General features: G+C 65.5%; 14 protein-coding genes. 6 read left to right on the top strand and 8 right to left on the bottom strand.

The window, feature by feature from the left end:
* The first annotated feature begins 8 nt into the window (after nt 1-8).
* On the top strand, nt 9-3,581 hold the full coding sequence (locus ACLB1G_RS11535) for an ABC transporter permease/M1 family aminopeptidase (protein ID WP_491627352.1): 3,573 nt from the start codon (nt 9-11) through the stop codon (nt 3,579-3,581).
* A 38-nt stretch (nt 3,582-3,619) separates the two neighbouring features.
* Here the strand turns inward: ACLB1G_RS11535 and ACLB1G_RS11530 are convergent, their stop codons facing one another.
* The 6 genes from ACLB1G_RS11530 to ACLB1G_RS11505 all read right to left on the bottom strand — a co-directional run bounded on the left by ACLB1G_RS11530 (nt 3,620) and on the right by ACLB1G_RS11505 (nt 10,613).
* Nucleotides 3,620-5,221 carry a methyl-accepting chemotaxis protein gene (locus tag ACLB1G_RS11530; protein WP_491627351.1) on the bottom strand — a complete coding sequence of 534 codons (1,602 nt, stop codon included), beginning with the start codon at nt 5,219-5,221 and terminating at the stop codon, nt 3,620-3,622.
* A 109-nt stretch (nt 5,222-5,330) separates the two neighbouring features.
* Complete coding sequence (locus tag ACLB1G_RS11525) at nt 5,331-5,816, bottom strand: hypothetical protein (protein ID WP_491627350.1); 486 nt, start codon at nt 5,814-5,816, stop codon at nt 5,331-5,333.
* 108 nt (nt 5,817-5,924) lie between these two features.
* Nucleotides 5,925-8,609, bottom strand: coding sequence for a DNA topoisomerase III (locus ACLB1G_RS11520; protein WP_491627349.1), 2,685 nt, complete (start codon nt 8,607-8,609; stop codon nt 5,925-5,927).
* Nucleotides 8,610-8,816: 207 nt separating this feature from the next.
* Nucleotides 8,817-9,281, bottom strand: coding sequence for a Smg family protein (locus ACLB1G_RS11515; protein ID WP_491627348.1), 465 nt, complete (start codon nt 9,279-9,281; stop codon nt 8,817-8,819).
* A 64-nt stretch (nt 9,282-9,345) separates the two neighbouring features.
* Nucleotides 9,346-10,425 (bottom strand): DNA-processing protein DprA, encoded by a 1,080-nt coding sequence (dprA, locus tag ACLB1G_RS11510; protein ID WP_491627347.1) that lies wholly within the window; start codon nt 10,423-10,425, stop codon nt 9,346-9,348.
* Between the two features lie 11 nt (nt 10,426-10,436).
* The gene (locus ACLB1G_RS11505) at nt 10,437-10,613 is read right to left on the bottom strand and encodes a hypothetical protein (protein WP_491627346.1); all 177 of its coding nucleotides are present in this window, start codon (nt 10,611-10,613) and stop codon (nt 10,437-10,439) included.
* 316 nt (nt 10,614-10,929) lie between these two features.
* Here ACLB1G_RS11505 and def point away from each other — a divergent pair, with 316 nt between their 5' ends.
* The 5 genes from def to metH all read left to right on the top strand — a co-directional run bounded on the left by def (nt 10,930) and on the right by metH (nt 17,146).
* Complete coding sequence (def, locus tag ACLB1G_RS11500) at nt 10,930-11,475, top strand: peptide deformylase (protein WP_491627345.1); 546 nt, start codon at nt 10,930-10,932, stop codon at nt 11,473-11,475.
* 23 nt (nt 11,476-11,498) lie between these two features.
* Complete coding sequence (gene fmt, locus ACLB1G_RS11495; RefSeq protein ID WP_491627344.1) at nt 11,499-12,455, top strand: methionyl-tRNA formyltransferase; 957 nt, start codon at nt 11,499-11,501, stop codon at nt 12,453-12,455.
* A gap of 58 nt (nt 12,456-12,513) precedes the next feature.
* Complete coding sequence (locus ACLB1G_RS11490; protein ID WP_491627343.1) at nt 12,514-12,783, top strand: type II toxin-antitoxin system Phd/YefM family antitoxin; 270 nt, start codon at nt 12,514-12,516, stop codon at nt 12,781-12,783.
* Entirely contained in the window at nt 12,764-13,060 is a 297-nt protein-coding gene (locus ACLB1G_RS11485) for a Txe/YoeB family addiction module toxin (protein ID WP_491627342.1), read from the top strand. The genes ACLB1G_RS11490 and ACLB1G_RS11485 overlap by 20 nt, the downstream gene beginning before the upstream one ends.
* Before the next feature lie 336 nt (nt 13,061-13,396).
* Nucleotides 13,397-17,146, top strand: coding sequence for a methionine synthase (gene metH / locus ACLB1G_RS11480; protein ID WP_491627753.1), 3,750 nt, complete (start codon nt 13,397-13,399; stop codon nt 17,144-17,146).
* Here the strand turns inward: metH and ACLB1G_RS11475 are convergent, their stop codons facing one another.
* Nucleotides 17,147-18,457, bottom strand: coding sequence for an ABC transporter permease (locus ACLB1G_RS11475; RefSeq protein ID WP_491627341.1), 1,311 nt, complete (start codon nt 18,455-18,457; stop codon nt 17,147-17,149).
* 2 nt (nt 18,458-18,459) lie between these two features.
* Entirely contained in the window at nt 18,460-19,398 is a 939-nt protein-coding gene (locus tag ACLB1G_RS11470) for an ABC transporter ATP-binding protein (protein ID WP_491627340.1), read from the bottom strand.
* Nucleotides 19,399-19,503: the final 105 nt, after the last annotated feature.

The raw sequence follows: 19,503 nt of genomic DNA, 5'->3' as shown, positions 1-19,503 counted from the left end.
GCTCCGCCATGTTTGCCATCGCGGCCTTCGAGCTGCGCCAGCGCCTCAAGCTGCTCTCGACCTGGGTCTATTTCACCATGTTCACGCTGCTGTGCATGCTGTGGATGGCCGGCGCAGGCGGCGTGTTCAAGAACTTCAGCGTCACCTTCGGCGCGCTGGTGATCGACTCGCCGCGCTCGATCGCGCTCACCACCAGCGTCATGGCGTCCATGGGCGTGATCGTGGTGGCCGCCATGATGGGCCGCTCGGTGCAGCAGGACTTCGAGTACGACATGCAGCACTTCTTCTTCAGTGCGCCCATCCGCAAGCACCAGTACATGTTCGGCCGCTTCCTGGGCGCCTACCTGGCCCTGGCCGTGATCTTCACCAGCGTGCTGCTGGGCACCTGGCTGGGCAGCCTGATCCCCGGTATCGACGCCGAGCGGCTCGGCAGCCCCGGCCTGGCCGGCTACGCCATCCCCTATCTCTTCACCGTGCTGCCGAATATCTTCATCTTCGGCGCCGTGTTCTTCATCCTGGCGGCGCTGACGCGGCGCATGCTGCCGGTCTATATCTCTAGCGTGGTGATGCTGATCGGCTACATCGTGGCGCCGGGCCTGGCGCGCGACCTCGACTACAAGACCCTGGCCGCCCTGATCGATCCCTTCGGCACCACCGCCGTGATACGCCTGACCGAATACTGGCCCATCGCCGAGCGCAACAGCCGCCTGGTGCTGCCGGAGGGTGTGTACCTGCTCAACCGCGCCCTGTGGAGCGGCATCGCCCTGGCCGGCCTGCTGCTCGGCTACTGGCGCTTCCACTTCATCGCCACCCAGGACAGCGGCGCCGGCGCCCGCGGCGAACCGGACATGCCGCAGCGCCTGAGCGCGGCCTCCTCCAACACGCGCGAGGCGCCGGACTTCAAGTCGCGCAGCCTGGCCGGCCTGCTGCTGCAGATGAGCTGGCTGAACCTGCGCGAAACCACCAAGAACATCTACTTCCTCGTGATCGTCCTGGCCGGGGTGCTGATGATGTTCGTCACCACCCTGGACATGGGCTCCATCTACGGCACCGTGACCTATCCGGTGACTTACCTGGTGCTGGAATCCGTGTCCAGCATCTTTGCCCTGTTCATGCTGGTGATCACCACCTTCTATGCCGGCGAGCTGGTGTGGCGCGAGCGCGAGGCGCGCATCGGTTTGATGCTGGACGCGCTGCCGATACCGAGCTGGCTGCCGCTGCTGGCCAAGCTGTGCGCGCTGGTCGGGGTGCAGGCCGTGCTGCTGGCGGTGGTCATGGTGTGCGGCATGGCCATCCAGGTGTTCAACGGCTACTTCATGCTGGAGCCGGGCATGTATCTGCACCAGCTGTTCCTGGTGCAGCTGCCGCAGTATGCGCTGGTGGCGGTGCTGGCCCTGGCGGTGCAGGTGCTGATCAACCAGAAGTACCTGGCCTACTTCGCCATGATCGTGTACTACCTGGCCACCGTCACCCTGAGCACGCTGGGCCTGGACCATCCCATGCTGGTGTACGGGAACACGCCCAGCTTCATGTACTCGGCCATGAACGGCTTCGGCCACTACCTGGTGCGCGAGCGCTGGTACGAAGCCTACTGGGGCGGCGCGGCGCTGCTGCTGACCGTGCTGTCGCTGCTGTTCTGGCCGCGCGGCGCCAACCACGAATGGCGCCAGCGCCTGCAGCTGGCGCGCCATGCCTTGACCGTGCCGGTGCTGCGCACGGCCGCGCTCGGTGTGCTGGTGTTTGCCGGCAGTGGCGCGGTGCTGCTGTACAGCCTGCATGTGCAGCACTACCAATCGGCGTACGCGAAGGAATCGGACCGCGCCAGCTACGAGCGCCAGTACAAACAGTACGCCGCCGTGCCGCAGCCGCGCATCACAGGCGCGACCCTGAACGTGGAACTGTTCCCCGAGCAGCGCACCCTGCGCGCCAGGGGCCGCTACATCCTGCAGAACAAGACCGCCCAGCCCATCACCGACGTGCTGGTGCAGCAGCAAGCCGACAGCACCATCCGCACCCTGCGCTTCAGCCAGGAGGCGCGCCGCGGCCTGAACGACGCCGAACTGGGCTTCTACAGCTACAAGCTGCGCCAGCCGCTGGCGCCGGGCGCCCAGCTGGCCATGGAATTCGAGATCGAGTATGCGCCGCGCGGCCTGTTTGGGCTGGGCCAGGACACGCCGGTGCGGCACAACGGCACCTTCTTCGACAACAGCGTGCTGCCACAGATAGGCTACCAGCCCAAGATCGAACTGAGCGACGCGCGCGACCGCAAGAAACACGGTCTGCCGCCGCGCGAACGCCGTCCGGCGCGCGACGATGCGCGCGGCCTGGCCAACAACTTCACCGGCAACGACGCCGACTGGATCAACCTGGACGTCACCATCAGCACCAGCCCGGACCAGGTGGCCATCGCGCCGGGCATGCTGGAGAAGGAATGGAGCGCCAAGGGCCGCCGCTATTTCCACTACAAGATGGACCAGCCCATCCTGAATTTCTACGCCATCCAGTCGGCCCGCTACCTGGTCAAGCGCGACTGGTGGCAGGACGTGAATATCGAGCTGTACTACCATCCCGGCCACGAATACAATCTGGACCGCATGAACCGCGGCATCAAGGAAGCGCTGGAATACTACACGCGCAACTTCGGTCCCTACCAGCACAAGCTGGTGCGCATCGTCGAATTCCCGCGCTACGAGACCTACGCGCAATCGTTCCCGAACACCATACCGTATTCGGAAAGCCTGGGATTCATCGCCAAGGTCAACGACAAGAATCCCAAGGATATCGACTACCCCTTCTACGTCACGGCGCATGAGGTGGCGCACCAGTGGTGGGGCCATCAGCTGGTGCCGGGCGACACCCGCGGCGCGGGCGTGCTGAGCGAGACGCTGTCGGAATACTCGGCCCTGATGGTGATGAAGAAGAATTATGGCCCGGCCAAGATGCGCCGCTTCCTGCAATACGACCTGGACAACTACCTGATCGGTCGCGCCACCGAGCGCAAGAAGGAGCTGCCGCTGGCCGACAACGAAGACCAGAACTACATCCAGTACCGCAAGGGTGCGCTGGCCATGTACCAGCTGCAGGACATCCTGGGCGAGGACAAGGTCAATGCGGCCCTGCGCGGCCTGCTGGCCAGCCATGGCAAGGCCACGGGGCCGTATCCCAGCGCCAGCACCCTGGTGGCGGCCCTGCGCGCCATCACCCCGGCCGACCGCATGTATCTGATCGACGACCTGTTCGAGTCCATCGTGCTGTACGAGAACCACGCCGTGTCCGCCAAGGCGCGCAAGCTGGCCGATGGCAGGTACGAAGTGGAGATCGTGGTCAGCGCCGCCAAGGTGCGCGCCAACGAGCTGGGCGAGGAGAAGGATGTGCCGCTGCACGACCTGATCGAGATCGGCGTGGACGACAAGGATGGCAACAGCCTGCTGCGCGAGCGCAAGCTGATGGACCACAAGGAAGGGCGCTACACGGTGGTGGTATCGGGCCACCCGGCCAAGGCCGGCATCGATCCGGACAACAAGCTGATCGACCGCAAGCCGGGCGACAACCTGGTGAACGTGGAGATCGAGTCACCGTAGCGGCCCAGCGTACAACGGTTCCTTAGCCGTCTCTTTGGTCAGGCGCTGATGCGCACCCGTTCCGGCGTGCGGCGCACGGCGGGTGCGGCGGGCAGCTGGCGTTCATCCAGCTGGAACACGGCCACCACCTGGGCCAGGGCGGCGGCCTGTTCCTGCAGCGAGGCGGCGGCTGCTGCCGCCTGCTCCACCAGCGCCGCGTTCTGCTGGGTCACGTTGTCCATTTCGGTGACGGCCAGGTTGACCTGCTCGATGCCGGTGCTCTGCTCCTGGCTGGCCGAGGTGATTTCGCCCATGATGTCGGTCACGCGCTGGATGCTGTCGACCACGTCGGTCATGGTCATGCCGGCCTGGTTGACCAGGGTGCTGCCGGCGTCCACCTTCTCCACCGAGGTATCGATCAGGGCCTTGATTTCCTTGGCCGCCGCCGCGCTGCGCTGGGCCAGGGTGCGCACTTCCGACGCCACCACCGCGAAACCGCGGCCCTGCTCGCCGGCGCGGGCCGCTTCCACTGCCGCGTTCAGGGCCAGGATGTTGGTCTGGAAAGCGATCCCGTCGATCACGGAAATGATGTCCACCACTTTGCGCGAGGAGGTGTTGATGGCGTCCATGGTCTCCACCACCTGGGCCACCACGGCGCCGCCGCGCTGCGCCACCTCGGCCGCCCGCTGCGCCAGCTGGTTGGCCTGGCGCGCGTTGTCGGCGTTCTGCTTCACGGTCGAGGTCAGTTCTTCCATGGACGAAGCGGTTTCCTCCAGGCTGGAGGCCTGCTGCTCGGTGCGCGAGGACAGGTCCAGGTTGCCGGCCGCGATCTGGGTCGAGGCGCTGGCAATGCTGTCGGTGCCGTTGCGCACCTGGCCGACGATGCCGATCAGGCCATCGTTCATGGTGCGTAGGGCCTGCAGCAGGCGGCCGGTCTCGTCCTTGCTGTCGACCACTATGGTGCTGCGCAAATCCTTGTTGGCCACCGCCACCGCGATATCGACCGCATGGCTGAGCGGCGCCGTGATACCGTGCGTCAGCCACCAGGCGCTGGCCACGCCCACCGCCAGCACCACCACGCCCAGCACGATCATGAAGGTGCGGCTGCGCTGCGACTCGGCCTCGATCTCCTGCGCGTTCTGGTCAATGCTCATGCGCTGCATTTCCAGCAGGGCGCGCAGGGAATCCAGGTAAGCCTTGCCAGCCGGGGTGAAGCTGGTATCCAGCACGGTGGCGGCCTCTTCCAGCTTACCTTCCTTTTTCAGCGCGACGATCTGGTCGCGGGCGGCCAGGTACTGCTTGCGGGTGTCGCTGATCTTGGCGAAAGTGGCTTTCTCGGCATCCGACTCCAGCAGCGACTCCACCTTTTTCTGGATCTCGCTGACCTCGCTGGTGGAAGCTGCCGTCTCGGCCGCGAAGTATGGGCCCAGCGATGGATCGCTGCTCTTGGAGATGGCCGTGGTGCGGCGCACGCTGGTGTGGATGGCGCGGTACCATTCGCTCACCATGCGCTCCTTGGCCAGCGGCTGCTGCATCATTTCGCGGGTGGCCAGTTCCACCGAACGCATGTGGCTGATGGCGGTCAATATCAGCACGGCCATCAGGACCAGCATCAAGCCAAAGCCCAGCGCCAGCCGGGTGCCTATCTTCAGGTTTTTCATGATAAGAAAATGGAAAGGTTGCCACTTGTGGTGGTGTCAGGGCATATGGATTGTTGTTGCCCTTAGGAATTGCCGGAAGTGTAGCACAGCGTTTTTTGCTGCGCAGAAATTAGGCGGTAACTCGTATGGTGCTGAGGACACCGGAATTGAAGGAGGCTTCGATGGCGCTGCCGGCCAGTTCGGGATTGCTCTTGAGCACTTCGGCCCAGTTGGCGGAGGCGGCATCCGACGACAGGCCGGCCGTGCCGACCCCGCTGTAGATGCCGGACAAGGGCGTGCCGCCGGTGGCGAGATTACCGACCAGGCCGGCATCCAGGTCTTGCTGGGCGATCAACTGGGTATCGCTGCCCGCTTCCGGCACGGTCTCAGGCTGCGCCACCGTGCCCGCCTGCTGGATGGAATCGAGCAGGCCGGCCGGGGTGTAGACCTGCGCTCCCGTGGAGCCGCCCAGTGTGGCTACCACGGCCGAGTTGGCCGACAGGCTGGCCGCCGTGCTGGCCTGCGCCGCGCTGCTGGCGGCCGCGCTGGACGATACGGTCGGGACATACGACTGTATCGTGGTGGCGTTGGTGACGGAGTTGAGCGCGACGGTCATGATGGATCCAGGATGGTTCTCATCAATATAGTTTAAGACGTGCGCGGTGGCAAATAGAATATTTCTATAGAGAATTAAAAACGGGACCGCGCGGGTCCCGTTTTGTGCTTACTCCGCGGTGGCGGCCGCCTTTTTGGGCGCAGCCTTTTTGGCCGGCGCCTTCTTGGCCGCCGTGGCCGTGGTGCTGGCCGCTTTCCTGGCCGGCGCCTTTTTGGCTGCCGCCTTTTTGGCCGGGGCTTCCGTCGCGGCCTCGGCGGCGGCGCTACTGCCCTCATCGCCATCGCCGGCTTCGGCAGTCTTGCCCTTGGCCGGCGGCTTGCCCTTGCGCTCCTCGAACTCGAAGCTGATCTTGCCGTCCTTGCCCCTCACCAGGAAGGCCTTGAACGGGCGCCGGGTGCGCTGCGACACAAAGCCCGGCAGCAAATCGGTCTTGCCGTCGTTGAGCAGCTTGACCATTTGCTCGGGCAGGATTTCCTGCTGCAGGATGATGCGGCCGCTGCGGAAATCGCAAGTCTTGGGCTTGGCCACGCTGTTTTCGCACACATAGGCCAGGCCCATCTCGAACACGCCGCCGGCGCACTTGGGGCAAGGGCCGAGCGCGGTCTGGCCGCTGAAATCGACGCCCTCGCCATCCTCGCCGCCCTCGTCGTTCTGGCCGAAGTCGAACTCCAGCTTGAAGTTGCTGATGTCCTCGTCGCGCACGATGCGCAGGATGGCGGCAAATGGACGTCCCATCTTGGAGCGGAAGCCCTGCAGCGGGCCGATGGTGCGCTCGCGCAGCAGCTGTTCCACTTCCTCGATCTCGAACTGGCGGCTGCCCGGCGTCTTGCTCATCGAGAAGTCGCACTTGGTGCAGGCGAAGCGGCGGTAGTTTTCCTTGACCACGCTGCCGCAGTTCGGGCACGGCGTCTTCAGCGTGTGGTAATCGCCGGGGATGGTGTCGTTGTCGTATTCCTTGGCGCGCTTGACGATAATTTGCGCCATTTGCGCGATTTCACGCATGAATTCCTCGCGCGAAATCTTGCCACGCTCGATCTGCGACAGCTTGTATTCCCATTCGCCGGTCAGCTCGGGCGCGGTCAGCTCGTTCACGCCCAGGCCGCGCAGCAAGGTCATCAGCTGCGACGCCTTGGCGGTCGGAATCAGCTCGCGGCCTTCGCGCAGCAGATAGCGCTCAGTCAACAAGCCCTCGATGATGGCGGCGCGCGTGGCCGGCGTGCCCAGGCCCTTGCCGGCCATGGCGTCGCGCAGCTCGTCGTCCTCGACCAGCTTGCCGGCGCCTTCCATGGCCGACAGCAGGGTGGCCTCGGTGTAGCGCGCGGGCGGCTTGGTCACCAGGCCATGCGGGGTCACCTTGTCGGTGTGGACTTGCTCGCCCTTGGCCACCGGCACCAGGTTGCCGCTGCCTTCCTTGTCGTCGCCAGCCGCTTCCTTGCCATAGATGGCCAGCCAGCCGGGGTTGGTCATCACCTTGCCCTCGGTCTTGAACTGGTGGCCGGCCACTTCCGTGTAACGGGTGGTGATCTGGAACTCGGCCGGCGGGAAAAACACCGCCATGAAGCGGCGCGTCACCAGGTCGTACAGCTTCTGTTCCGGCTCGGACAAATTCTTGGGCGCGATGGTGGTCGGGATGATGGCAAAGTGGTCCGAAATCTTGGTATTGTCGAAAATACGCTTGTTCGGCTTGACCCAGCCCTTGTCCAGGATCTGCTTGGCGAACTGGTGGTAGTTGTTACTTTCCATCAGCACGCCCAGCGATTCCTTCACCGTGGCCAGGTAGTCTTCCGGCAGGTGGCGCGAATCGGTACGCGGGTAGGTCAGCACCTTGTGCTTTTCATACAGGGCCTGAGCCAGGCCCAGGGTGTTCTTGGCCGAGAAGCCGAAGCGCGAGTTGGCTTCACGCTGCAGGCTGGTCAGGTCGAACAGGGCCGGCGCCATCGAGGTGCTGGGCTTGGATTCCTCGGTGACCTTGCCCGGCTTGCCCTTGCAGGCCAGGGCGATGGTATCGGCGGCGGCCTTGCTCCACAGGCGCTCGGCGCGCTTCTCGGGATCGGTCTCGTCCTTCTTGAAGGCGGTGTCCAGCCACCGGCCCTCGTACACGCCGGCGGCGCACACGAACTCGGCCCGCACTTCCCAGTAGTCGCGCGGCACGAACTTCTTGATCTTCTCTTCACGCTCGACCACGATGGACAGGGTCGGCGTCTGCACCCGGCCCACGGTGGTGAGGTAGAAACCGCCTTCCTTGGAGTTGAAGGCGGTCATGGCGCGGGTGCCGTTGATGCCGATCAGCCAGTCCGCTTCCGAGCGGCTGCGGGCCGCATCGGCCAGCGGCAGCATTTCTTCGTCGCTGCGCAGGTGGGCGAAGCCCTCGCGGATGGCAGCCGGCGTCATCGACTGCAGCCACAGCCGCTTGACCGGCTGCTTAGCCTTGGCGTTCTGGGCGATCAAGCGGAAAATCAGCTCCCCTTCGCGGCCCGCGTCACAGGCGTTGATCAGGGTGGTGACATCCTTGCGTTTGATCAGCTTGTTGAGCACCTTGAGCCGCGACTCGGTCTTGGCGATGGGATTGAGCGCGAAATACGGCGGGATCATGGGCAGGTGGGCAAAGCTCCACTTGCCGCGCTTGACGTCGTGCTCCTCCGGTACGGCGATTTCCAGCAGGTGGCCCACCGCGGAGGACAGCACGTACTCGTCCGATTCAAAGTACTCATCGTGCTTGGTGAAGCCGCCAAGCGTCTTCGCGATGTCGTTCGCGACGGATGGCTTCTCGGCGATGATGAGGGTTTTACTCATATTTTTGATGTCTCGTAGTAACACTTGGAGGGATTCAGATGCGCATCATACATGGATCGCGGCAGGTCTGAACATTTAGGCTCCCGGCGCCATGACACATTCTTGTCAAAGCGCCAATGATAAGCGTGCTACCGGCCAGTGTGCAAGGCCAGACTATATCTACTTATGGGAAAGGGGCGGCGCACGCCGCGCCGCCAGCGGGCGTGCTTAATGCAGCAGGCGCGGCGCCTGGTCTTCGTCCGAGCCAAACAGGTCGTCGAACATCAGGGCGTCCGGCTCTTTGCCCTGGCTCCACATCAGCATCAGCACGATGACTTTCAGCTTGCCCAGCGATACCGGAGACTCGTCCAGCGCCAGGGCGCGTTCGACCACGATTTCGCGCTGCAGTGGGGTGAGCACCTTGGCCGATTCCAGGAACTGGATGAAGCCGACGGCGGCCGTGCCCAGCACGTCCGTTTCCTCGTCCACGTAATAGCGGAACCCGGTGGAGGCGGACGTGAGCGATTGATCGACCCCGGCCATTGCAGCCAGGTCGTTCAGCCACACCAGGGCTTCGGAGATCTCCACATCGTCAAAACCGACCGCCGACAGCTTCTTGGCCAAGGCCTCCGGTTCCGGGCAGGCATCGGGTCGATAGTAGGTTTCGTAGAGGTATACAAGGACGTCGAACATGGCTCTACTCTATCAGCTAAATCCAGCCATACACAAGTATTGTGCGGTGCAGTGTGGCTTCCTGTCAGCCCAAGCGTTGGAATAAGCCACCAGGCAGCCTTTCCACCAGCCCGGCCAGTTCCAGCGCCAGCAGTTGGCCTTGCAATTCCGCCACGTCCTGGCCCAGCTGCACGGCCAGGACGTCGGCGCTGGCGGCCTGGCCGCCCAGGGCCTGCAGCACGCGGTCGACAAAACGGTCGTCCGGTTCGGGCGCGGCGGCCGGCGGCCAGTCGCCCAGGATGTCGGCCGCCGTCTCCACCAGGCGCGCGCCCTCGCGCAGCAACTGGTGGCAGCCCTTGGACAGGGCCGAGTGCACCGAACCCGGCACGGCGTACACCTCGCGCCCCTGGCTGGCCGCCAGCTTGGCGGTGATCAGGGAGCCGGAAGCCAGCGCAGCCTCGACCACCAGCACGCCGCGCGCCAGCCCGCTGATCAGGCGATTGCGGCGCGGGAAATTGTCGGCGCGCGGCGGCGTGCCCAGCGGGTATTCGCTGATGATGCAGCCCTCGTCGGCGATGCGGCGCGCCAAGGCGGCGTTGCGGGCCGGATAGATGCGGTCCACGCCGGTGCCGACCACGGCCACCGTGGCGCCGGGGCCGGCCAGGCCGCCCCGGTGGGCGGCCGCGTCTATACCCATGGCCAAGCCGGACACGATGGTCAATCCGGCGCGCGACAGGGCCAGCGCCATGCGCTCGGCCATGGCGGCGCCCTGCGCGCTGGCGTTGCGGCTGCCCACCACGGCCAGCGATGGCGCCGCCAGCAGTTCCGTGCGGCCTTGCGCGTAAAGCAGCAGCGGCGCCATCGGCAACTGGCGCAGCGTGTCGGGATAATCGGGATGGCTGTATCCCAGCACGCAGCGGCCTGGATGGCGCAGCCAGTGCTCTATCTGCTGCTGCATGGGCGGCAAGCCCGGCGGCACGCCGAGCAGGGCGCTCACCTGCGCCGGCTTGAGCAAGCTTGCCAGTTCCTCCTCCGGGGCCGCGTACATGGCGTGCGGCGTACCGTAGCGTTCCAGCAAGCGGTGTGCGGACAGCAGGCCGACCCCGGGCGTCAGCGCCAGGCGCAGCCAGGGAAGATAATCATCGGGGGTATCCGTGTCCTGCACGGCGGCGTCCTCTAGTCGGGTGACCGGGCCAGGTCGCCCACTTGCAGCGGCGCCCCGGCCTGCATGATCAAGCCTTGGGAAACATGATTGAACACGCGGAAGATAAACAGGCTGCCCACTTCCTGGTCCGGCAGCCTGACCTGCGGCTGGCCGCCCAACCAGCCCCGGGGCGCGGTCGTATCGGTCACCGTCTTCCCCGCATGGTACAGATGCAGCACGGCGCCGCCATCGAGTCCGTCAAGCTTGCCGCGATTAATGCTGACCTCCTGCGGCCGGCCAACAGGGCGGCGCCGACCAGGCAAGCCCCGACTGTGCTAGAATTTTTCATTGAGAGATCCTTTAGTACAGTGAGCAAGCAGCACATGGCGTGCGACCCCGCCGGCCCGTAAATCTTGCTTTATTGATCAAATTCTGCCCACAACACCCCGGACTGGCAAGCGAAACGCCGCCTGCGCAGCACGCCGCCGCTAGCGCCCCCGGGGGCACCAACCACCACAGACTCGTATGGCCATCCTGAATATATTGCGTTATCCCGACCCACGCCTGCACAAGGTCGCCCAGCCCGTCACCGTGTTTGACGAACGCCTGGAAAAACTGGTGGCCGACATGGCCGAGACCATGTACGAGGCGCCCGGCATCGGCCTGGCCGCCAGCCAGGTCGACGTGCACGAGCAGGTGGTCGTGATCGACACCTCCGAAAGCAAGGACGGCCTGACCGTGTTCATCAACCCGGAAATCCTCTGGGCCAGCGAGGACAAGGCAGTGTACGAAGAAGGCTGTTTGTCCGTGCCCGGCATCTACGACGGCGTCGAGCGCCCGACCAGGGTCAAGGTGCGCGCGCTGGACGTCAAGGGCCAGCCCTTCGAAGTCGACGCCGACGGCCTGCTGGCGGTCTGCATCCAGCACGAGATGGACCACCTGAAAGGCAAGGTGTTCGTGGAATACCTGTCGCCGCTCAAGCGCAACCGCATCAAGACCAAGCTGGTCAAGGAAGAGCGCGGCCTGGAGCGCGAAGCTGCCATGCGCGCCCAGGGCCGCCGCTTCAAGTAAGCCGGACAGCCAGGACGCCTCCCATGAAAGTGATTTTCGCCGGCACGCCGGAATTTGCCGCCGTGGCCCTGCAGTCGCTGCATGAGGCCGGTTTTGAGATACCGCTGGTGCTGACCCAGCCCGACCGTCCGGCCGGGCGCGGCATGCAGCTTCAGCCCTCGGCCGTCAAGCAGTATGCGCTCGCGCACGGCATCGAGGTGCTGCAGCCGCTGTCGCTGCGCACCGACAGCAAGGACCCGCAGCGCGCCCACGAGGCCGTCGAAGCCCACCAGCGCCTGCTGTCCACGCCCTACGACGTGATGGTGGTGGCCGCCTACGGCCTGATACTGCCGCGCAGCACCCTGGACATCCGCCCCTGCATCAACATCCACGGTTCGCTGCTGCCGCGCTGGCGCGGCGCCGCCCCCATCCACCGCGCCATCGAGGCCGGCGACACGGAAACCGGCATCACCATCATGGAGATGGAGGAAGGCCTGGACACCGGCCCCATGCTGCTGACCGAGCGCATCGCCATCGCGCCGGACGACACCACCGGCAGCCTGCACGACAAGCTGGCCGCGCTGGGGGGACGCATGATCGTGGACGCCCTGCACCGCATGCGCCACCAGCAGCTGGAAGCCGTGGTCCAGCCCGAGGAAGGCGTCAGCTATGCGGCCAAGATCAGCAAGGAAGAAGCGGCGCTGGACTTCAGCCAGTCCGCCGCCGAGATCGGCCGCAAGATCCGCGCCTTCAATCCCTTCCCCGGCGCGCACGCTCAAGTGAACGGCGTCACCGTCAAGCTGTGGGGGGCGGATGTGCTGGAGCAGGACAGCGGCAGCGCGCCCGGCCAGGTGCTGGCGGCCGACGCCCAGCACGGCATCGTGGTGGCCTGCGGCGGCGGCGCGCTACGCCTGACCTCGCTGCAAAAACCGGGCGGCAAGCGCCTGCCCGCAGCCGAATTCATCAAGGGCTTTCCGCTGGAAGGCTTGCGCTTCGAGTAAATGCGCCTGCCTTGTACGGAAATCTGTACAATGTCCACATCGGCGAAACGGAGGGCACATGAACATCCTGACTTTTACGGACGCACGGGCAGGCTTGAAAACCGTGATGGATGAGGTCTGCGCGGACCACCAGCCGGCGGTCATTACGCGGCAAAATGGGGAGCCTGTCGTGATGATGTCCCTGGCGGACTACAACAGCATCCAGGAAACCTTGTACTTGCTCGGTTCGGCCAACAATGCCCAGCGCCTGATGCAGTCCATCGAGCAAATCAAGTCCGGCAAGACAAAAATCCGGAAGCTGATCAAACATGAGCCGCAAGAAAGCTGAAAACAAGGCGGCTGCAAAACATGTGGTGCTGGCATGGTCCGACATCGCCTGGGACGACTACCTGCATTGGCAAAAGGAAGATCTCGACAAGGCGGAAAAAATCAACGCCCTGCTGGAAGAGTGCATGCGGACACCATTCAAGGGCACGGGAAAGCCTGAGCCGTTGAAGGGCAACCTGACCGGCTACTGGTCGCGCCGCATAGACCGCGAACACCGGCTGGTGTATCTGGTGGAGGACGGCGTGGTGTATGTCGCCCAGTGCAGGCATCACTACTGAACATCAGGTCTCAATCGCTGCCGCATAGCAGATCCAGGCCACGATCAGGGCGCAATACACCAGCATGCACAGGTAGAGCAGATGGGATCTCATGGCTAGTCCGGGGCGGGTCGACCTGTTCATTGTCAACCCGCCATGTTTCCAGGGCGTTGCGCAATGTAACGCCCGCGTATCTCTCTGTAACAATCTCTCCTTGGCAGATTGTTGCTTCGCCGCAGCGATTGGCTGAAGCAAGTTCCGTCATGCCGTATAATCTCAGACCCGCCGTGCCCCCGGCGCGCCTCCCCACGTCCACGAAGAAAGTACGAAATGAACAAGCCCGTGTCCCATGCCGTGATGTCCGCCACCGATGCCCAGCTGCGCGACATCCTCGCGCGCCGCATCATGATACTGGACGGCGCCATGGGCACCATCATCCAGCAGTACAAGCTGGATGAAGCGGCGTATCGCGGCGCCCGTTTCGCCGACTTCACGGCGCCGGCCGACAGCGGCGCGCGCGAGCTGTTCGTCAAGGGTAATAATGAACTGCTGACCCTGACCCAGCCCCAGGTGATACAGGAAATCCACGAACGCTACCTGGCCGGCGGCGCCGACATCATCGAGACCAACACCTTCGGCGCCACCTGGATCGCCCAGGACGATTACCACATGGGCCACCTGGCCTATGAAATGAACGTGGAGGCGGCCAAGCTGGCGCGCGCCGCCACCGCCAAGTACAGCAGCGCCGACAAGCCGCGCTTCGTGGCCGGCGCCCTCGGCCCGACCCCGAAGACGGCTTCGATCTCGCCCGACGTCAACGACCCCGGCGCGCGCAACGTCAGTTTCGACCAGCTGGTGGACGCCTACCACGAACAGACCCGCGGCCTGATCGAAGGCGGGGTCGACCTGCTGCTGGTGGAAACCATCTTCGACACCCTGAACTGCAAGGCCGCCCTGTTCGCCATCGACAAATACTACGCCGAGCACCCCGAGCAGCCGCGCCTGCCGCTGATGATCTCGGGCACCGTGACCGACGCCTCCGGCCGCATCCTGTCCGGCCAGACCGTGCCGGCCTTCTGGAACTCGGTGCGCCACGCCAAGCCGCTCACCATAGGCCTGAACTGCGCGCTGGGCGCGGCCCTGATGCGGCCCTATGCCGAGGAGCTGTCGCAGATCGCCGACACCTATGTCTGCATCTATCCCAACGCCGGCCTGCCCAACCCCATGAGCGACACCGGCTTCGACGAGCTGCCGGCCGACACCTCGGCCCTGCTCAAGGAATTCGCCGAAGCGGGCTTCATCAACATCGCCGGCGGCTGCTGCGGCACCACGCCGGACCACATCAAGGCAATCGGCGAAATCCTGGCCACGGTGGCGCCGCGCGTGGTCCCCACGGTGCCGGTGGCGCAGCGCCTGTCCGGCCTGGAGCCCTTCACCATCGACGACAGTTCGCTGTTCGTCAACGTGGGTGAGCGCACCAACGTCACCGGCTCCAAGGCCTTCGCGCGCATGATCCTGAACGAGCAGTACGACGAAGCCCTGAGCGTGGCGCGCCAGCAGGTGGAAAACGGCGCCCAGGTCATCGACATCAACATGGACGAGGCCATGCTCGATTCGCAGGCCGCCATGACCCGCTTCCTGAACCTGATCGCCTCCGAGCCGGACATTTCGCGCGTGCCCATCATGATCGACTCGTCCAAGTGGTCGGTGATCGAGGCGGGCCTCAAGTGCGTGCAGGGCAAGTCCATCGTCAACTCCATCTCGATGAAGGAAGGCGAGCAGGAATTCATCCGCCAGGCGCGCCTGTGCCTGAGCTACGGCGCCGCCGTGATCGTCATGGCCTTCGACGAGAAGGGCCAGGCCGACACCTACGAGCGCAAGATCGAAATCTGCGCGCGCGCCTACAAGGTGCTGACCGAGCAGGTCGGTTTCCCGCCCGAGGACATCATCTTCGACCCCAACATCTTCGCGGTCGCCACCGGCATCGAGGAACACAACAACTACGCTGTGGACTTCATCAACGCCACCCGCTGGATCAAGGAGAACCTGCCGCACGCGAAAATCTCGGGCGGCGTGTCCAATGTCTCGTTCTCCTTCCGCGGCAACGACCCGGCGCGCGAAGCCATCCACACCGTGTTCCTGTACCACGCCATCAAGGCCGGCATGACCATGGGCATCGTCAACGCCGGCATGGTGGGCGTGTACGACGACCTGCCGGCCGAGCTGCGCGAACGGGTCGAGGACGTGGTGCTGAACCGCCGCGAGGACGCCACCGAGCGCATGATCGAATTTGCCGCCACCCTGAAGGCCGGCGGCAAACAGGAAGCCCAGACCCTGGAGTGGCGCAGCCAGCCGGTGGAAAAGCGCCTGGCGCACGCGCTGGTGCACGGCATCACCCAGTTCATCACCGAGGACACCGAGGAAATGCGCGCCGCCGTGGCGGCCCGGGGCGGCCGCCCCATCCACGTGATCGAAGGCCCGCTGATGGATGGCATGAACATCGTCGGCGACCTGTTCGGACAGGGCAAGATGTTCCTGCCCCAGGTGGTGAAATCGGCGCGCGTGATGAAGCAGGCCGTGGCCCACTTGATCCCCTACATCGAGGAAGAAAAGCTGGCCGAGGAAAAGCGCACCGGCATCGTCGCCAAGCCCAAAGGCAAGATCGTCATCGCCACCGTCAAGGGCGACGTGCACGACATCGGCAAGAACATCGTGTCGGTGGTCCTGCAATGTAATAACTTCGAAGTGGTGAACATGGGCGTGATGGTGCCAGCCTCCGAGATCCTGGCGCGCGCCAAGGTGGAGAATGCCGACATCATCGGCCTGTCCGGCCTGATCACGCCCTCGCTGGAGGAAATGGCGCACGTGGCCAAGGAAATGCAGCGCGACGACCACTTCCGCATGATGAAGATCCCGCTGCTGATCGGCGGCGCCACCACCAGCCGCGCCCACACCGCCGTCAAGATCGCCCACAACTACGACGGCCCGGTGGTGTACGTGCCGGACGCCTCGCGTTCGGTGTCGGTGGCGCAGTCGCTGCTCACGCCCGAGTCGCGCGAGCAGTACATCGCCGAGATCGAGCAGGACTACGAGCGTATCCGCGAACAGCACGCCAACAAGAAGGCGCTGCCGCTGCTGCCGCTGGCGGACGCCCGCGCCAACAAGATGAAGCTCGACTTCGCTCCGGTGAAACCCAAGTTCATCGGCCGCCGCGAATTCAGGAACGTGGACCTGGCCACCATCGCCAGATACATCGACTGGGGCCCGTTCTTCCAGACCTGGGACCTGGCCGGCCCCTACCCCGCCATCCTCAGCGACGAGGTGGTGGGCGAGGCCGCCACCAAGGTGTTCGAGGAAGGCCAGGCCATGCTGAAGAAGCTGATCGAGGGCCGCTGGCTGACCGCCAACGGCGTGGTCTCGCTGCTGCCGGCCAACACCGTCAACGATGACGACATCGAGGTCTACACCGACGACAGCCGCAGCGAAGTGGCCTTCACCTACTACGGCCTGCGCCAGCAGGGCGTGAAACCCGTGGTCGATGGGGTGCAGCGGCCCAACCAGTGCCTGGCCGACTTCATCGCGCCCAAGTCATCGGGCGTGAAGGATTACATCGGCATGTTCGCCGTCACGGCCGGCCTGGGCATAGAAAAGCACGAGCAGCGCTTCGAGGCGGCGCACGACGACTACTCGTCCATCATGCTGAAATCCCTGGCCGACCGACTGGCGGAAGCCTTCGCCGAATACCTGCACGAGCGGGTGCGCAAGGACCTGTGGGGCTACGCCCCCGGCGAGGCGCTGGCCAACGAGGAACTGATCGCCGAGCAGTACAGCGGCATCCGCCCGGCGCCCGGCTATCCGGCCTGCCCCGAGCACACCGTCAAGGCCGACATGTTCAAGTGGCTGCAGGCCGGTGAGATCGGCATGGAGCTGACCGAGTCCTACGCCATGTATCCGGGCGCGGCGGTGTCCGGCTTCTACTTCGCCCACCCGGAATCGAAGTACTTCGTGGTCGGGAAAATAGGCCAGGACCAGCTGGACGACATGGCGGCCCGCCGCCACGTGGACAAGGCCGAGCTGGAACGCTGGCTGGCGCCCAACCTGTCGTAATCACTCCTCGCGCTGGAAGCGCCACAGCGCCAGCGCGCCGAACACCAGGGCGAAGGCCAGCTGCACGCCCATGGCCTGCAGCACGGCGTCCAGGCCCAGGCCGCGCCAGGTGACGGCGTCCAGGCCGTCGATGGCCCAGCGCGTCGGCACCACCAGCGTGGCCTGCTGCACCCATTCCGGGAACACGAAGGACGGCACCCAGGCCCCGCCCAGCATCACCATAATCAGGGTGGCGAACACGGCGATCCCGCGCGCCGCTTCCGGCGTGCCGCCAAAGGCCGCGATCAGCAGGCCGAAGCAGGCCGTCATCAGGGCGAAGCACAGGCTGACCCCGATGAAACCTGCCACGCTGGCGATATGCACCTTGAAGCCCAGCACCGCCACCGCGAATAGCGCGCACATCAGCCCCAGCGCGATCAGGGCGCCCGACAGGAGCCGCCCCAGCAGCACGGTGCGCAATCCCACCGGCGCCGCCAGCAGCCGGCTCCAGATGCCCATGCGGCGCGCCAGCAGCACGCCTATGCCCAGGTCCACGCCCATGAACAGGATGAACTGCACGCCCATGCCGGCAAACGAGTGCGCATAGCCGTTGTACTTGGGACCATTGCTGAGCGCCTCCTCCCCGGTGGTGAAGGGCATGCTCATGCCCACCGGCGCGGCGGCCGCCGTGTTCCCGTGCGCGCCTTCCGTGCCGGCCTGCTGCGCGCGCGCCGCGCTGCGCTCCTGGTACTGTTTCAGGCTGGTGAGGAAGGTGGCCAGTTCGGTCCGGGCCGGATCGGCGCCGCCCTCCTGCTGCAGCTGGTCCAGCGCGCGCTGGGTGCGCTGGCTGGACTGGGCGCCGCCGCCCATCATCTCGGCGCTGGCCACCTGCATCACGTGCTGCGTCAACAGGCCCTTGACCATGGCCAGCACGGCGGCCTGGGAAGGATCGTAGTACAGCGGGATGGCGGGCTTGCCGTCCGGGCGGAACAGCGCGTCGGCGGCCTGCGCGGCGAAGCCGGCCGGGATCACGATGGCCACCGGCAGCTTGCCTCCGCGGACCTTGTCGCGCGCGGCCTGCTGGTCCAGCTCCACCACCCGCAGCGTGCTGTCGGCCTTCAGGCCGTCGGCGATTTTCAGGCCGGCCGGCGAACGGTCCAGCTGCACCAGGCCAACGTCTATTTTACCGCCCTTGCCGCCGCCATCGTCGCCGAACAGCGAGCCGAAAAAGGCCGCCAGCATGGCCGGCAGCAGCAGATGCATGAGCAGGGCGCGGCGGTTGCCCAGGTAGAGGATGAGGTCCTTGCGGACCAAGGCGATCAATGCGGTCATGGTCAGTCGCGCAGGCTGCGCCCGGTGAGGTTGAGGAACACGGCTTCCAGCGAGGTGCACGCGGTGGAGAAATGCAGCGGGCGCCAGCCTTCGCGCTCCAGCCAGGACAGCACGGGCGCCGCCTGGCCGGCCTCGGCCAGGCCGATATCGAGGGCGGCGCCGTCCGCGCGCACGGAGGTGACGCCGGGCATGGCCTGCAGCGCCTGCTGCAGCGCCGGCGCCGTGGGCACCGCGGCCAGCTCCACCCGCAGCGCGGCCTGGGCCGGCAGGCGGCGGTACAGGGCGGCCGGCGACTCGTCGGCCAGCACCTTGCCATGGTCGATGATGACGATGTGGTCGGCCAGGCGCTCCACCTCCTCCATGTAGTGGCTGGTGTAGATCAGCGCATGGCCGCGCGCCTTGAGCTGTTCCAGCGTGCCGAAGATGGCGTTGCGGCTTTGCGGGTCCACTCCCACGGTGGGTTCATCGAGTATCAGCAGGGCCGGCTCGTGCAGCAGGGCGGCGGCGATGTTCAGCCGGCGCTTCATGCCGCCCGAGAAGGTCGATGGCAGCTCCCTGGCGCGCTCGGACAGCTGCACCAGGTCCAGCACCCGGGCGCAGCGTTCGCGCAGTTCGGCGCCACCCATGCCATACAGTCCGCCAAACAGGCGCAGGTTTTCCAGCGCCGTCATGTCCTCGTACAGGGCCAAGTCCTGCGGCACCAGGCCTATCTTGCGCTTGGCGGCGCAGGCGCCGGGACCGACCGCCGCGCCATCGACCAGCACCCGGCCGCGATCGGGCCGCAGCAGGCCGCACACCATGCCCACCGTGGTGGACTTGCCGGCGCCGTTGGGCCCTAGCAGGCCCAAGGTCTGGCCGGCCTGCACCTGGAACGACACGCCATCGACGGCCAGCCGGCCACCGTACGACTTCGATAATTGATCGACCTGCAGCAGCGCCATGCCCCCTCCTCCGCATTGCAACGAACCCGGCGTTAGCATACATGAAACTTTATCTGCGGCCCAGGGACTAAGCTACTCCGCCGCCGCCGGGGCGGCGCCATCACA

It is taken from the genome of Duganella kummerowiae (genome assembly GCF_053572355.1).
This window is presented reverse-complemented; position numbering and strand designations above follow the sequence as displayed.